Consider the following 13,662-nt stretch of genomic DNA (forward strand, 5'->3'; position numbering starts at 1 on the left):
TACACGCCGAACGACACTCTTTCCCTACACGACGCTCTTCCGATCTGTCGGTTCGGCGCAGTGTGTGCGGCACTGGATCGCCTGGTCCGCGAGCAAGAAGCCCTCGCCTGACGGTCTTCGCCACACGGAAATCAAGCGCGTGAAAAAGCAGAACCCGCCAGGCACCCAGGGTGCACTGGCGGGTTCATGATCCAGGCTCCAAGGCCCGGAATCTGGCCAGGCCCGGCAGCATCCGGCCACCGGGTCGAGGCGGGGCATCAGCCCATGTGCAGGCCGCCGTTGACCGAGAAGTCGGCGCCCGTGGCAAAGCCGGCTTCTTCGCTGGCCACCCACGACACCATCGACGCGATTTCTTCCGGCGTGCCCAGACGCTTCACCGGGATGGTGGCCACGATCTTGTCGAGCACATCCTGGCGGATGGAACGCACCATCTCGGTGCCGATGTAGCCAGGCGACACCGTGTTCACGGTCACGCCCTTGCTGGCCACTTCCTGCGCCAGCGCCATGGTGAAGCCGTGCATGCCGGCCTTGGCTGCCGAGTAGTTCGTCTGACCGAACTGGCCCTTCTCACCGTTGACCGAACTGATGTTGATGATGCGCCCCCAGCCACGGTCCACCATGTCGTCGATGACCTGCTTGGTCACGTTGAACATGCTGTTGAGGTTGGTGTCCATCACCGCATCCCAATCGGCCTTGGTCATCTTGCGGAACATGCCGTCACGCGTGATGCCGGCGTTGTTCACGAGCACGTCGATGGGGCCGTGCTCGGCCTTGCACTTGCGGAAGGCCTCGACCGTCGAGTCCCATTCGGCAACGTTGCCCACCGATGCGTAGAAGGTGTAGCCCAGTGCCTTTTGCTCGTCGAGCCATTTGGCGTGGTCACGGCTGGGGCCGCAACCGGCGATGACCTTGTAGCCGTCCTTGTGCAGCCGCTGGCAGATGGAGGTCCCGATGCCACCCATGCCGCCGGTCACGTAAGCCACTTTTTGAGTCATGTTGATCTCCTCTTCCAAAGAATGTTTATGGTCTCGACGAACGAACACTGCGCTCAGCGCTCGATGGTGAGCGCCACGCCCATGCCCCCGCCGATGCACAGCGAGGCAATGCCCTTCTTGGCGTCGCGCCGGGCCATTTCATGCAGCAGCGACACGAGGATGCGGCAGCCCGATGCCCCGATGGGGTGACCGATGGCGATGGCGCCTCCATTGACGTTGACCTTGCTCGTGTCCCAGCCCATTTCCTTGTGCACGGCACAGGCCTGAGCGGCAAAGGCTTCGTTGATCTCCAGCAGGTCGAGGTCGGCAGGCGCCCAGCCGGCGCGCTGCAGTGCGCGGCGCGACGCGGGCACCGGGCCCATGCCCATCGTGGCCGGATCGAGGCCTGCGTTGGCGTAGGAAGCGATCCGACCCAGCACCGGCAGCTTGAGTTCCGCCGCCTTGGCGGCCGACATCACCATCACGGCAGCGGCGCCGTCGTTGAGGCCCGAGGCGTTGCCCGCGGTCACCGAACCGGCCTTGTCGAAAGCCGGGCGCAAACCGGCCAGTGCTTCGGCGCTCGTCTTGCGGTTCACGTATTCGTCCGTGTCGAACACGACGGGGTCACCCTTGCGCTGCGGAATCACAACCGGCACGATCTCGTCCTTGAAGCGACCGGCTTCGATGGCGGCAGCGGCTTTTTGCTGCGATGCCAGCGCCAGAGCGTCCTGCTCTTCACGGCTGATGCCGTACTCTTTGGCCACGTTCTCGGCCGTGATGCCCATGTGGTACTGGTTGTAGACGTCCCACAGGCCATCGTTGATCATGGTGTCGACCATGGACCAGTTGCCCATGCGCATGCCGTCGCGTGAGTTCGGCACCACGTGCGGCGACAGGCTCATGTTTTCCTGACCGCCGGCGATCACGATCTCGGCATCACCGTCGCGGATGGCCTGCGCAGCCAGCATCACGGCCTTCAGGCCCGAGCCGCACACCTTGTTGATCGTCATGGCAGGCACCGAGTTCGGCAGGCCGGCCTTGATCACGGCCTGGCGCGCGGGGTTCTGGCCGCAACCGGCCTGAAGCACCTGGCCCAGGATCACTTCGCTGATCTGGTCACCCGACACGCCGGTGCGGCGCAGCAGGTCCTTGATCACCACCGCACCGAGTTCCGCGGCCGGGGTCTTGGCCAGGGTTCCACCAAATTTGCCCACCGCGGTTCGCGCGGCGGCAACGATGACGATGTCAGTCATGAGACGCTCCTGTATCAATCAATGAAAAGCCCGTGCGCCGGGCTCGTGCGGTTCAAGCCTTGCGCAGCACGTAACGGCCGGGCGCGGCCTCGATCGGGGGGTAGGTCCGGTTGCCAGGGCGCTTCGGTGCGGGCACCTGACGGCCGGCATGCCCTGCCAGCCAGTCGGCCCACACGGGCCACCAGCTACCGGGACGTTCTTCAGCCGCATCCAGCCAGGCCGAGGCGCTGTCAGGCAAGGCCTGTGCCAGCGAACCGCTCACCCAGTGGCTGCGCTTCTTCTTTTCGGGCGGGTTGATGACGCCGGCGATATGGCCCGACGCGCCCAGCACGAAGGTGCGGGGCCCCTGCACGACCTGGGTCGACGCATAGGCGCTTTCCCAGGGCACGATGTGGTCTTCGCGCGAGCCATAGATGAAGGTGGGCAGGTCGAGCAGCCCCAGATTGAGCGGCTCGCCGCACACCGTGACGGCACCCGGCTGCACCAGCTTGTTTTCCAGGTAGGTGTTGCGCAGGTACCAGGTGTAGAACGGACCCGGCAGGTTTGTGCTGTCGCTGTTCCAGTACAGCAGGTCGAACGCCGGCGGCGGCTCGCCCTTCAGGTAATTGCCCACAACGTAGTTCCAGACCAGGTCGTTCGGGCGCAGGAACGAGAAGGTGGCCGCCAGGTCGCCACCTCGCATGAGGCCGCCCCCCTTCGGGCTGTCGGGGCCCATGGTCATCTCGCGCATGCGGACCGTCGCCTCGTCCACGAAAACGTCCATGATGCCGGTCTGGCTGAAATCGAGGAAGGCCGTCAGGAGCGTCAGGCTGGCAGCGGGGTGTTCGCCCCGCGCCGCCATGGTGGCCAGTGCCGTGCCCAGCATGGTGCCCCCCACGCAGAAGCCAAGGGCGTTGACCTGGTCGGCGCCCGAGATGTCGCGCGTGACGCGCAGCGCCTCGAACACGCCCTGCTCGATGTAGTCGTCCCAGTTTGCCTGCGCCAGGCTTTCGTCCGGGTTGACCCAACTGATCATGAACACCCGGTGGCCTTGCGACACCAGATAGCGCACGACCGAGTTCTCGGGCTGCAGATCGAGGATGTAGAACTTGTTGATGCACGGCGGCACGAACAGGAAGGGGCGTTCGTAGACCGTGTCGGTCAGCGGCGCGTACTCGATCAGTTGGAAGAAGGCGTTCTCGAACACGACCTGACCGGGGCTGGTCGCCACGTTCTGGCCGACGTGGAAGACGCTTTCGTCCGTCTGCGACAGGTGACCCTGACGCAGGTCGTGCATCAGCTGCTGGACGCCCTGCGTGAGGCTGCTGCCGCGGGTGTCGATCGCCTTCTTGAGCGCCTCGGGGTTCAGCGCCAGGAAGTTGCTGGGCGACGAGGCCGCCACCCACTGCTGCACGGCAAAGCGCACGCGCTCGCAGGCCTTGTCGTCGCCCTGGAGCGCGTCGGCAAGGCGGCGCAAGGTCCGGGCGTTGAGGAGGTACAGCGACGCGGTGAAAGCGGCTGCCGGGTGAGCCGACCACTCGGGCGCGGAGAAACGCTTGTCGGCCGGCTTGAGCGCGTCCTGTCCTTCCAGCGACTTGTTCCACAGCGCCGTGGCTTCCTGCACGTATTCCTGCTGGATGCGCTGCATCTCGTCGGCCGGCACACTCAGGCCCGCCAGCGATTGCACGGTGGTGCCCAGGCTTCGGCCCATGGCCTCCACCGCCTCGGTCATGGTGGACAAACCGGGCGCCGTGGGCAGGGTCGGCAGGCCGGCCGGCTTCAGCAGGTTCATCCACTGCGTCAGGACCTCGGGCCCCACCTGGCCCGCCGTGCTCGGCGGAAACTTGAACAGATCGGTCGTGTCGAGGCCCGTGCCCCTTGCCCACTGGCGCCAGTCCGGCCATGCGCCGGTCTTGAACGCCTCGGCGCCGGGCATCGCCTGGGCGAAAGCCTGGAATGGTGAAGCAAACGGGTTGGCTGCCGCTGTGGCCTCGGCGGCTGGCGAGGCGCCGACTGGCGGCGCTGCGGCCGCGCGGTCTGTCGCCGCCGCAGCCGCCGCCTGCTCGGGCCCTCGCGCCGGTGCAGGCTTCGCCCGGGTGGCCGACTTGGGCGGGGGTGCAGCGTCCGGGGCGCGCACAGAGGAGGTTGCCTTACGCGGCTCAGCGTCGCTGCCGGCCTGGCGGGTGCGCGGGCTGCGCGACCTTGGGGAAACTGCCATACGTCTCCTGCTTGGATGAGGACCGATGCGGGCAACCGTGTGCCCCTCTGCATGTTGTCCTATTTTGAGGGCACATTTTTCGTGGCGAAACGACCCCAGGCGGCTTTTGCCGTCTTTCCAACAACCACCATTCGCGCGGTAAGGCAGCGCACCACGGTCACAATAACGCCATGATTGCACGGGCATGGGTGATGCACATCAAGCGACATGGTCATGGTGCGCCCCGTTACCGTCTGCAGTGTTTGCCCTCGGTGCCTGAAGAAAGCCCTTCGCGATGTGGACCTGGATCGTTGCTCTGGCGTGGATGTATGTGGTCTCGCTGATGACGCTGGCCGAAGCGACGGACCCGCAGGGCTCCGTGCTGGGCGCGGTCATCACCTTCCTGTTCTATGGGTTGGGCCCGCTGGCGCTCGTGATGTACCTGCTGGGCACGCCGGCCCGTCGCAAGGCCAGGCAGGCAGCCGAAGCGCGCGAGGCGGCCGCTGCACAAGACCCGATGGCCGCCTCAGCGGCGGGGGGCGAGCCAGATGCAGGCAGCCTGCCGGCCGGTGCGCCCGTCTCGCCGGAAAGAAAAGAACCTTGATGGTTCGCTGACGGTGCACCACGGGCCACCGAGGATGTGCGCGGCGCGCACGCCCAGCCTGACCAGCCGGTCCTGAGCGAGGCCAGCCAGATCCGCCAGCCAGCGCGGCGCAGCCTCGCTGCTGTCTGCGCGGGGCACGAAACGGGGATGGGGTTCATTGGGGCTCACCGCGAAGCCCGTCAGCACGTCGGCACCCACCTCGAACGCCGATGGGCCGATGCAGGGCCCCAACCAGGCGAGCAGGTCGGCCGGGGCGCAGCCCGTGGCCTCGCACAGCGCCGCCACACCGGTCTCCACGATGCCCCGCCCGCCCAGTTCCCCTGCACCGGCCAGGCCCCGCCAACCCGCGTGAAGCGCCGCCACGCCGCGCCCCTCGGGGGCTGCGAGCAGCACCGGCAGGCAGTCTGCGACCATCACCGTGCAGGCCACGCCGGGCTCGGTGGTCAGCGCACCGTCCGCTTCGATTGGCTCACCATCCAGACCACTGTCCGACGCCAGCCGGACCACTGTGTGACCATGCACCTGCCTGAGCCAGACCGGCCGCACACCGAGCAAGGCGGCCACATCGGCCCGATTCAGGGCCACGGCATCGGGCGCGTCCCCGACATGGTCACCGAGGTTGCACCCGGCATACGGCGCGTTGCTGTGCCCGCCGGGCCGCGCCGTCATCAGGGCGCCCACGCCCGCCCCCATGGCCGGCACGATCCACCCGGCCGGCAGGCCGTGGAGCGGGCTGGCGGCGGCGTGGCGGGGTGTGGCAGCGGGGTCAATGGTCATGGGACGGGACGGTGGCAGGGCTATGATCGCGCCCCGATGCTACCCCGACGACATCCTGCGCCTGACCGCCGCCTGCCCTTGGCACGCGGCGACCTGCCCGCGTGGCTGTGCGCCCCGGGATCGCTGACGGCGCGACTGCGCGGCCACGGCGTCGTCACCGTGCGGGTGCTGCAGCAGGGCCATCGGCCGCTGTGGCGGCAGGAACAGCGGGCCCTGGGCGAGCGCAGCGGGCACGTCCGCGAAGTCATGCTGATGGTGGATGACCGGCCCGCAGTCTGGGCGCGGAGTGTCACGACCTTGCGCGCCGCGCGAGGCGCCTGGCGGGCCATGAAGGGGCTGGGCACGCGGCCGCTGGCCGAGTTGCTGTTTGCGCACCGGCGCGTGCACCGGGGGCCACTGCAGGCCTGCTGCTTCCCTGCGTCCTCGCGCGAAAGCCGTCATCTGGCGCGCGGCTGGCAGGCCCATGTGCCCGAAGCGATCGCCACCACGCCATCGTGGGCGCGGCACTCGGTCTTCCGGCACAAGGGGCACCCGTTGCAGGTGCTCGAAGCGTTCTCTGCGTGGGTGGGCGAACTGGATGCGGGCCGCACTGGCGCCGTGCGTCGGGGGCACCGGCGCTGACCCGCGCCGTGCGCTGCCTTGCCCTACACTTGACGGATGCTGTTTGCACGCCGAATCGAGCACTGCCAGGTCTGTGGCACCCCCGTCGAGCACAAGGTGCCAGCCGACGACAACCGCGAACGGGCGGTGTGTCCGTCGTGCGGGCACGTTCACTACGTCAACCCGCTGAACGTGGTGGGCACCCTGCCTGTGTGGGGCGACCAGGTGCTGCTGTGCAAGCGCAACATCGAGCCCCGCAAGGGCTTCTGGACCCTGCCCGCCGGCTTCATGGAACTGGGTGAGACCACCGCCGAGGGTGCCGCGCGCGAAACCGACGAGGAAGCAGGGGCTCACATTGAGCTGGGCGACCTGTACTGCGTCATCAATGTGGTCAGCGCGGGCCAGGTCCACCTGTTCTACCGCGCACGTCTGCTTGACACGGAATTTGCGCCCGGCCCCGAGACGACGGAGGCGCGCCTGTTCCACCGCCACGAGATCCCATGGGACGACCTGGCGTTCCGTACCGTGCGGATGACACTCGATCGCTATTTCGCAGACCGGGAAACGGGTCAATTCGGCATCCATTGCGCCGATATCCGCTGACACACCCGCCGGCCAGCCAGGCCCTGCGCGGCCGGCCTGCCTCCACACCATCGATGAACGCCCCTCAGGATCCCCCTGTCGTCGCCCAGCCCACCGCGCGCCTGCGCGACGATCTGGTCACCCCCGATCCCTTGCTGGACTGCCTGATCGAGGTCTGCCGCCTGCATGGCCTGGGGGCCTCGCGCGCTTCCTTGTCGGCTGGACTGCCGCTGGCCAGTGGCCCGCTGACTCTGCAGCTGGCCGAACGGGCCGCAAGCCGGGCCGGGCTGGCCACCAAGGTACAGCGCCTGGCGGCGGCCGACATCGACGCCCTCACGCTGCCCGCCATCCTGATCCTGCACGGGCAGCGCGCGTGCGTGCTGCTGTCCCGCGAGGCCGATGGCACCTGCCGCATCCTGCTGCCCGAATCGGGTCAGGGTGCGATCAGCCTGACGCTGGACGACCTGAACACCCGCCACACCGGCGTGGTGCTGTTCGCGCGCCCGCACTTCCGCTTCGACGAGCGTACGCCGGCCGTGCGAGCCACCCGCAGCGGCCATTGGTTCTGGGGCCCGGTGCTGGCGCAGCGCCTGGTGTACCGCGATGTGCTGTGGGCGGCGCTGCTGATCAACGTGTTCGCGCTGGCCTACCCCATTTTCTCGATGAACGTGTACGACCGCGTGGTGCCCAACCACGCGACCGAGACGCTGTGGGTGCTGGCCATCGGCATCGTGCTCGTGCTGGGCAGCGACCTGTTCATCAAACTGTTGCGCAGCCACTTCATCGACGAAGCGAGCGCGCGCATCGATGTGCAGATCTCGGCCACCCTGATGGAACGGGTGCTGGGGATGCGGCTGGAGAACCGGCCGGCATCGGTCGGCTCGTTCGCGGCCAACCTGCGCGGCTTCGAGCAGGTGCGTGACTTCATCGCCTCGGGCACCGTCACGGCGTTGATCGACCTGCCCTTTGCGCTGCTGTTTCTGGGCGTCATCGCGTGGATCTCGCCGTGGCTGGTGATCCCCGTGGTGCTGATCTTCCTGATGATCGTGGTGGCCGGCTATGTGCTGCAGCATCGCCTGCACGAACTGTCCCAGCAAACCTACCAGGCTTCGGCGCAGCGCAACGCCACGCTGGTGGAGAGCCTGACCGGCATCGAAACCATCAAGGCGCAGGCGGCCGAGAGCCTGATCCAGAACCGTTGGGAACACGCCAACCGCTTTCTGGCGGGACTGAACGTGCGCATGCGGGGCCTGTCATCCAGCGCGATGTACACGACCGCCACGCTGACGCAGATGGTGTCGGTGAGCATCGTCGTCATCGGCGTTTATCTGATCACCGACCGCCAGCTCACCATGGGGGGCCTGATCGCCGCCAGCATGCTGGCTGGCCGCGCCCTGGCACCGGCCGGACAGATCGTGGGCCTGCTGATGCAGTACCAGGGCGCGCGCACGGCGCTGGAATCACTCGAGAAGATCATGGCCCAGCCGGTCGAGCGACCCGAGGGCTCGGCCTTCGTGCAGCGCCGCGAGTTCAAGGGCGAGATCGAGTTCCGCCATGTGTCCTTCGCCTACCCGGGCCGGCAGGAGCCGGCCATCGACGACATCAGCTTCAAGGTGGCTCCGGGTGAGCGTGTGGCGCTGATCGGCAAGGTGGGGTCGGGCAAGACGACCCTGCAGAAGCTGATCATGGGCCTGTACCAGCCGACCGGCGGCGCCGTGCTGCTGGACGGCATCGACCTGCGCCAGCTCGACCCGGCCGACGTGCGCCGCAACACCGCGCACGTATCGCAGGACGTGAACCTGTTCTTCGGCACGCTGCGCGAGAACATCACCTTCGGCATGCCGCACGCGATGGACGATGCCATCGTGGCCGCCGCCGAAACCGCCGGCCTGACCGAGTTCGTTCAGCGCCACCCGCAGGGCTTCGACTTGCCGGTGGGCGAGCGCGGCGAGCTGCTGTCGGGCGGCCAGCGCCAGAGTGTGGGCATTGCCCGCGCGGTGCTGCACAACGCCCCGATCCTGCTGCTCGACGAGCCGACCAGTGCGATGGACTTCTCGACCGAGGCACAGGTCACACAGCGCATGCAGGCCTTCTGCCAGGGAAAGACCGTGGTGCTCGTGACGCACCGCACCTCGATGCTGGCCTTCGTCGACCGCGTCATCGTGATCGACCAGGGCAAGGTGGTGGCCGACGGCCCGCGCGACCGCATCATGCAGGCGCTGGCGGCCGGCCGCATTGCCCGCGCATCGTGACCGGAGGCCGCACACCATGAACAAGCTCATCCAGTCCGGTCAGGGTGCCGTGCGTGCACTCGAAAAGGTGCGCACCGCCATCGCCCCGATGACCGACCCCTTGCTCGACCGCCTCGGCGGCCCGCGCATCGACGCCGCTCAGGCAGCCGCCGCCGGCATGCCGGCCTTCGAAAACGAGGCCGACGCGGTGATGTCGACGAACAGCACCCACCGCGCGCAGACGCTGGTGCGCTCGGCGGTGCTGGTCACGGCCATCCTGATCGCGTGGGCGGCCGTGGCCGAGGTGGACGAGGTGTCGAAGGGCGACGCCAAGGTGATCCCCTCGCGGCAGCTGCAGGTGATCCAGTCGCTCGATGGCGGCGTGGTCTCCGAGATCCGCGTGCAGGAGGGCCAGGTGGTCGAGGCCGGCCAGCTGCTGCTCAAGATCGACGAAACGCGGGCCACCTCGGGCGTGCGCGAGAGCGCGGCGCAGGCGTTTGCGCTGCAGGTCAAGCAGGCCCGGCTGAAGGCGCTGGCCGAGGGCGATCCGTTCAACCCGCCCACGGCACGCACGGGCGACGCCGAAGAGCAGCGCATCGTCGACGAGGAACGCCAGCTCTACGACGCGCGCCGCTCCGAGCTCAACGCCCTGGTGTCGATCAGCCAGCAACAGCTCGCGCAGCGTCAGCAGGAGCTGAGCGAATACCGGGCGCGCCGCGAATCGGCCGCACGCTCGCTGGATCTGTCGCAGCAGGAACTGACCAAGACGCGGCCGCTGCTGGCCACGGGCGCGGTTTCGGAAGTCGACGTGCTGCGACTCGAACGCGACGTGACCCGCGCCCGCGGCGAGATGGAGCAGGCTGGCGCACAGATCGGGCGGGCCCAGGCCGCGATCAGCGAGGCGACCCGCAAGATCCAGGAAACCGAACTGTCGTTCCGCAACGAGGCGCGCAAGGAGCTGTCCGAGGTCCTGGGCCGACTCAACGCCCTCAATCAGGGTGCCGTGGCCCTGGCCGACAAGGTGGACAAGGCCTCGGTGAAATCGCCGGTGCGCGGGCGTGTGCAGCGCCTGCTGGCCAACACGGTGGGCGGCGTCGTGACCCCGGGCAAGGACCTCATCGAGATCGTGCCGCTGGACGACGCCCTGGTGCTGGAAGCCAAGGTGCAGCCGCGCGACATCGCCTTCATCCGCCCCGGCCAGCCGGCCACGGTGAAATTCACGGCCTACGACTTCTCGGTCTACGGCGGACTCGACGCGACGGTGGAGAACATCAGCCCCGACACCGTGACCGACGAGCGGGGCCAGAACACCTTCTACATCGTGCGCGTGCGCACCAAGCGCATCAACTTCAGCGACCAGATGCCCATCATTCCGGGCATGACCGCCGAAGTCGACATCCTCACGGGCAAGAAGACGGTGCTGTCCTACCTGCTCAAGCCGGTGCTCAAGGCCAAGGCCTACGCGCTGCGCGAGCGCTGATCAGGCGGTCGTCAGCCGCACGGCCGGGCCGGTCACTCCGTCCAGGCCGGCCTGATGCAGGGCCACGATGTCCGCCGGATCGCTCACGCCCTCGGCAAACACCTGCAGGCCGAGGCCGTGCAGCATGCCAACCGTGGCCGTGACATAGGCCGAGCGGGCCGGGTCCTGGGCGACGCCCTGCACCACCGAGGCTCCGAGCTTCACGTAGTCCAGCCCGGCCTCGAACAGCAGATTGATGCGCGCCAGGCGGTCGCCGGCGTGCTCAAGCCCCACGCGGGCCCCCAGCGGGCGAAGCTGCTTGCACAGCTCGCGCACCATGTCGAAGCGGTCGATCGCTGCGCTTTCATCCACCTCGAGCCACAGGTGGCGCGCCGCCTCGGGCATGGAGGCCAGGCGCGCGCGCAGGCGCGGCACGAAGCTGCTGTCGGCCAGTGAGGCGGGCGACAGGTTCACGCCGAGCGGCTCGTGATCCCGTGCAATCTGCAGCAGGGCCAGCGCCACGGCGGCCTCGTCGATGCGGGCGATCAGGCCGGTGCGCAATGCCATCGGCAGCCAACGCGCGGCCGGCTCTGGCGTGCCCGCGTCCTCGAGCTGGATGCGCAGCGGGCACTCGTGGTGAACCAGCAGCTGGTCACGGCCGACCACCGGAAAGCGCACCAGCTCCATCCGGCCTGCCTGCAGCGCGGCATCCAGCCGCTCACGCCAGGCCTCCTCGCCCAGCACGGCCACATCCGACTGCGGCATCTCGGCCGTTTCCACCGCGAACGGACCGCGGCTTTCCGCGCGGGCCAGCGCCGAGTCGGCTGCCGCCAGCACCTGGGCGACCGGCATGCCGCGGCTCCAGCGCACCGCGCCCACCACAATCTGCGCAGGCGAGGCCATCTCGGTCAGCGCACGGCGCAGCAGATCGGCATAGTAGGCCGCCGGCGGCGGCGCCACGTCGCCCTGTCCCACCAGCACGGCAAAGTCGCCCCCATTGAGCCGCCCGCGGGCCACCCCCGCCACATCGGCCCAGACGCCGCGCAGCACGTCGGACACCTTCTGCAGCAGGGCATCGGTGGCCCGGTGGCCCAGCTGCCGGTTGATTCCGGCCAGGTCGACCACGCGGATCAGGTACAGCATGCCTTCGCCGGCCGATTCGTCGGTGGCCAGCATGGCGCGCAACTGCGTCATGAAGTGCGCGCGATGCGACAGCCGGGTGAGCGGGTCGCAATGCGCCTGCTGACGCAGCTGCTCGACCTGCGAGGACTGCTCGTCGAACAGCGATTTGAGTCGCTGCACGACCTCGTTCATCGCACGGCTGAGCCGGGCCAGCTCGGGCACCGCCGGCTCGGGGACGGTGACAAAGCGGCGCTCCATCAAGGCCTGCGCCTGCGCCACCGTGGCATCCAGCGGGGTGCGGATGCGCCGCACGCCATACGCGGCCGCCCCCGCCGCCAGGGCACCCAGCACGGACAGCAGCCCCACGGTCTTCAGCGCGCCCTGCCAGAGCTGGTCGTAGGCGAACGCGGCGTGGCTCACCACCTCGACCGAACCGAGCGCGCGCCAGCCGTCGGACACCTGGGCCACCCCGGGCGCCGACGTGACGGTGACCATCTGCGCGAACCAGGCGGGTGCCCGCGGCCGCACGGCATCGGCCTCGGCATCCCGGCTGAAAAGCACACGCCCGGCGCCGTCGCGCAGTGTCACGCGCTGGTAGAAGCCGGTGTCGAACACGGCGGAGGCCGTCAGCTCCATGGCCGTGCGGTCGCCCTTCTGCTGCGACAGGCTCAAGGCGAGCGACTGGGCGTTGTCGGCGTTTTTCAGCCGCAACTGCGTTTCAAGGTAGCCGCGCGCAGACAGCATCCAGACGGCGAAGCTGCCGAAGAACGCCAACAACAGCGTCGCCAGCAACAACAACCAGATCTGACGAATCAAGGACATAAACACTCCACCTGCTTGCCGTTCACCACCATCCCTCCGCCTTCGCTTTCGCGAGCACCTCCCGCCAGCGCGACAGACGCGCAACTGGATCGCCCGCCGTGACGGCCCCCACACCTTGCCACAAGCCTTCGGCGTTGAAGCTGAAGACGGGCGTCAGGTCGGGCCGCCGGGACGCCGGCCGGATGTCGGTGATGAGGTTGTCGAGGATAAGCGGCTCTGCGTCGGGCGTCGGGTAATACGCCAGCACCATGTGCGCCTGAATGACGCCCCCGTTCTGTGCACGAACGTAGACCAGCCGCATCCGCGCACTCGGCACGCCCGCCGCCATCAGTGCAAAGTACTTTCCGATGGCGTAGTCCTCGCAGTCGCCCTGCCCCTTCGTGAGGGTTTCGAGCGGCGAGCCCCAGTAGTCAACCTGCCCCCACACATCGCGGTCATCGCGGTACTGGACCTGGCGATTGAAGAAGGTGTTCAGCCGCCGCAGCCGGGCCTCTTCGTCGAGGGCGGCCGCCTCGCCGATGTCCTGCACCAGCGCCTGCGCCCGTGCCGCCACAACCGGGCCGAGGCGCTGTGCGCTGCCCAGCACCCGGGGGGCCTCCCAGGCCAGCCCCACGGTGCCGACGAACGAGGCCAGCACGACGACGCCAAGCAGCCACGCGCGCGCCCTGCGCAAGAGCGCGCGATGGCCGTCGGCATCCAGCGAAGCCATGGCGGACAGCAGGACAGGCGGGCGAATCACACGACAGTATCGGCCAGTGCGCCGAAGACTTGACCCCCATTCACCGTTAAGAGGATGCCCTCCCCCGGGGCGGATGGCCCCGGCGGGGGTTGGCGCATGTACGCTTGGTGACAAAATAACCGGTTTACGAACACATGCGGACTCCTTCGTCCCAACAGCTGTAGTTTGAAGACCCGAGGCCGATAACCCGGGACTGACCGTTTCCCAAGGCAATACCGTGACGCAAAACAAGATGAAGTGCGCCCTCTCGGCACTGGCTATGGCGTGTCTCGCCACGGCTGCAGGCGCCCAGACCGCCGCAGGCCTGACCGAAGCGGTCCAGA

The 13,662-nt window shown here is 68.3% G+C and carries 11 protein-coding genes; 5 read left to right on the forward strand and 6 right to left on the reverse strand.

The annotated features are described in order from the left end of the window. Positions 1–257 precede the first annotated feature (257 nt). Genes phbB through phaC form a run of 3 tightly spaced genes read right to left on the reverse strand, consistent with a single transcriptional unit; the run spans position 258 to position 3,917 of the window. A complete protein-coding gene (gene phbB / locus Q0Z44_RS16985; protein ID WP_298014966.1) occupies positions 258–995 on the reverse strand; it encodes an acetoacetyl-CoA reductase in 738 nt (245 codons plus the stop codon). A 53-nt stretch (positions 996–1,048) separates the two neighbouring features. Continuing rightward, complete coding sequence (locus Q0Z44_RS16990) at positions 1,049–2,227, reverse strand: acetyl-CoA C-acetyltransferase (RefSeq protein ID WP_298014968.1); 1,179 nt, start codon at positions 2,225–2,227, stop codon at positions 1,049–1,051. A 52-nt stretch (positions 2,228–2,279) separates the two neighbouring features. After that, positions 2,280–3,917 carry a class I poly(R)-hydroxyalkanoic acid synthase gene (phaC, locus tag Q0Z44_RS16995; RefSeq protein ID WP_298014986.1) on the reverse strand — a complete coding sequence of 546 codons (1,638 nt, stop codon included), beginning with the start codon at positions 3,915–3,917 and terminating at the stop codon, positions 2,280–2,282. 781 nt (positions 3,918–4,698) lie between these two features. Between phaC and Q0Z44_RS17000 the strand changes: the two genes are divergently transcribed. After that, the gene (locus Q0Z44_RS17000; protein ID WP_298014970.1) at positions 4,699–5,007 is read left to right on the forward strand and encodes a hypothetical protein; all 309 of its coding nucleotides are present in this window, start codon (positions 4,699–4,701) and stop codon (positions 5,005–5,007) included. Here the strand turns inward: Q0Z44_RS17000 and pgeF are convergent. Continuing rightward, positions 4,930–5,784: a peptidoglycan editing factor PgeF gene (pgeF, locus tag Q0Z44_RS17005; protein WP_366517638.1), complete on the reverse strand. Its 855-nt coding sequence runs from the start codon at positions 5,782–5,784 to the stop codon at positions 4,930–4,932. The two genes, Q0Z44_RS17000 and pgeF, sit on opposite strands and share 78 nt — an antisense overlap. Positions 5,785–5,862: 78 nt before the next feature. On the opposite strand from pgeF, the gene Q0Z44_RS17010 reads away from it, so the two are divergent. Genes Q0Z44_RS17010 through Q0Z44_RS17025 form a run of 4 tightly spaced genes read left to right on the forward strand, consistent with a single transcriptional unit; the run spans position 5,863 to position 10,677 of the window. Beyond that, positions 5,863–6,405: a chorismate lyase gene (locus tag Q0Z44_RS17010; protein WP_298014972.1), complete on the forward strand. Its 543-nt coding sequence runs from the start codon at positions 5,863–5,865 to the stop codon at positions 6,403–6,405. A gap of 36 nt (positions 6,406–6,441) precedes the next feature. After that, the gene (locus tag Q0Z44_RS17015) at positions 6,442–6,987 is read left to right on the forward strand and encodes an NUDIX hydrolase (protein WP_298014975.1); all 546 of its coding nucleotides are present in this window, start codon (positions 6,442–6,444) and stop codon (positions 6,985–6,987) included. 53 nt (positions 6,988–7,040) lie between these two features. Next, entirely contained in the window at positions 7,041–9,218 is a 2,178-nt protein-coding gene (locus tag Q0Z44_RS17020) for a type I secretion system permease/ATPase (RefSeq protein ID WP_298014977.1), read from the forward strand. A gap of 16 nt (positions 9,219–9,234) precedes the next feature. Beyond that, positions 9,235–10,677 carry an HlyD family type I secretion periplasmic adaptor subunit gene (locus Q0Z44_RS17025; RefSeq protein ID WP_298014979.1) on the forward strand — a complete coding sequence of 481 codons (1,443 nt, stop codon included), beginning with the start codon at positions 9,235–9,237 and terminating at the stop codon, positions 10,675–10,677. Here Q0Z44_RS17025 and Q0Z44_RS17030 read toward each other — a convergent pair whose 3' ends face one another. Together Q0Z44_RS17030 and Q0Z44_RS17035 are read right to left on the reverse strand one after the other, a co-directional pair. Continuing rightward, the gene (locus Q0Z44_RS17030; RefSeq protein WP_298014981.1) at positions 10,678–12,600 is read right to left on the reverse strand and encodes an EAL domain-containing protein; all 1,923 of its coding nucleotides are present in this window, start codon (positions 12,598–12,600) and stop codon (positions 10,678–10,680) included. 22 nt (positions 12,601–12,622) lie between these two features. Then, a complete protein-coding gene (locus tag Q0Z44_RS17035) occupies positions 12,623–13,309 on the reverse strand; it encodes a transglutaminase-like cysteine peptidase (protein ID WP_298014984.1) in 687 nt (228 codons plus the stop codon). Between the last annotated feature and the right edge of the window lie 353 nt (positions 13,310–13,662).

It is taken from the genome of uncultured Aquabacterium sp. (assembly GCF_947366995.1).
Classification (GTDB): domain Bacteria; phylum Pseudomonadota; class Gammaproteobacteria; order Burkholderiales; family Burkholderiaceae_C; genus Aquabacterium.

Excerpts from the sequence above, each read along its gene's own strand:
- Q0Z44_RS17000 (WP_298014970.1), top strand. The coding sequence starts at position 4,699 with ATGTGGACCTGGATCGTTGCTCTGGCGTGGATGTATGTGGTCTCGCTG.
- phbB (WP_298014966.1), bottom strand. The coding sequence starts at position 995 with ATGACTCAAAAAGTGGCTTACGTGACCGGCGGCATGGGTGGCATCGGG.
- Q0Z44_RS17025 (WP_298014979.1), top strand. The coding sequence starts at position 9,235 with ATGAACAAGCTCATCCAGTCCGGTCAGGGTGCCGTGCGTGCACTCGAA.
- phaC (WP_298014986.1), bottom strand. The coding sequence starts at position 3,917 with ATGGGCCGAAGCCTGGGCACCACCGTGCAATCGCTGGCGGGCCTGAGT.
- Q0Z44_RS17020 (WP_298014977.1), top strand. The coding sequence starts at position 7,041 with ATGAACGCCCCTCAGGATCCCCCTGTCGTCGCCCAGCCCACCGCGCGC.
- Q0Z44_RS17035 (WP_298014984.1), bottom strand. The coding sequence starts at position 13,309 with ATGGCTTCGCTGGATGCCGACGGCCATCGCGCGCTCTTGCGCAGGGCG.
- pgeF (WP_366517638.1), bottom strand. The coding sequence starts at position 5,784 with ATGACCATTGACCCCGCTGCCACACCCCGCCACGCCGCCGCCAGCCCG.
- Q0Z44_RS17015 (WP_298014975.1), top strand. The coding sequence starts at position 6,442 with ATGCTGTTTGCACGCCGAATCGAGCACTGCCAGGTCTGTGGCACCCCC.
- Q0Z44_RS17030 (WP_298014981.1), bottom strand. The coding sequence starts at position 12,600 with ATGTCCTTGATTCGTCAGATCTGGTTGTTGTTGCTGGCGACGCTGTTG.
- Q0Z44_RS16990 (WP_298014968.1), bottom strand. The coding sequence starts at position 2,227 with ATGACTGACATCGTCATCGTTGCCGCCGCGCGAACCGCGGTGGGCAAA.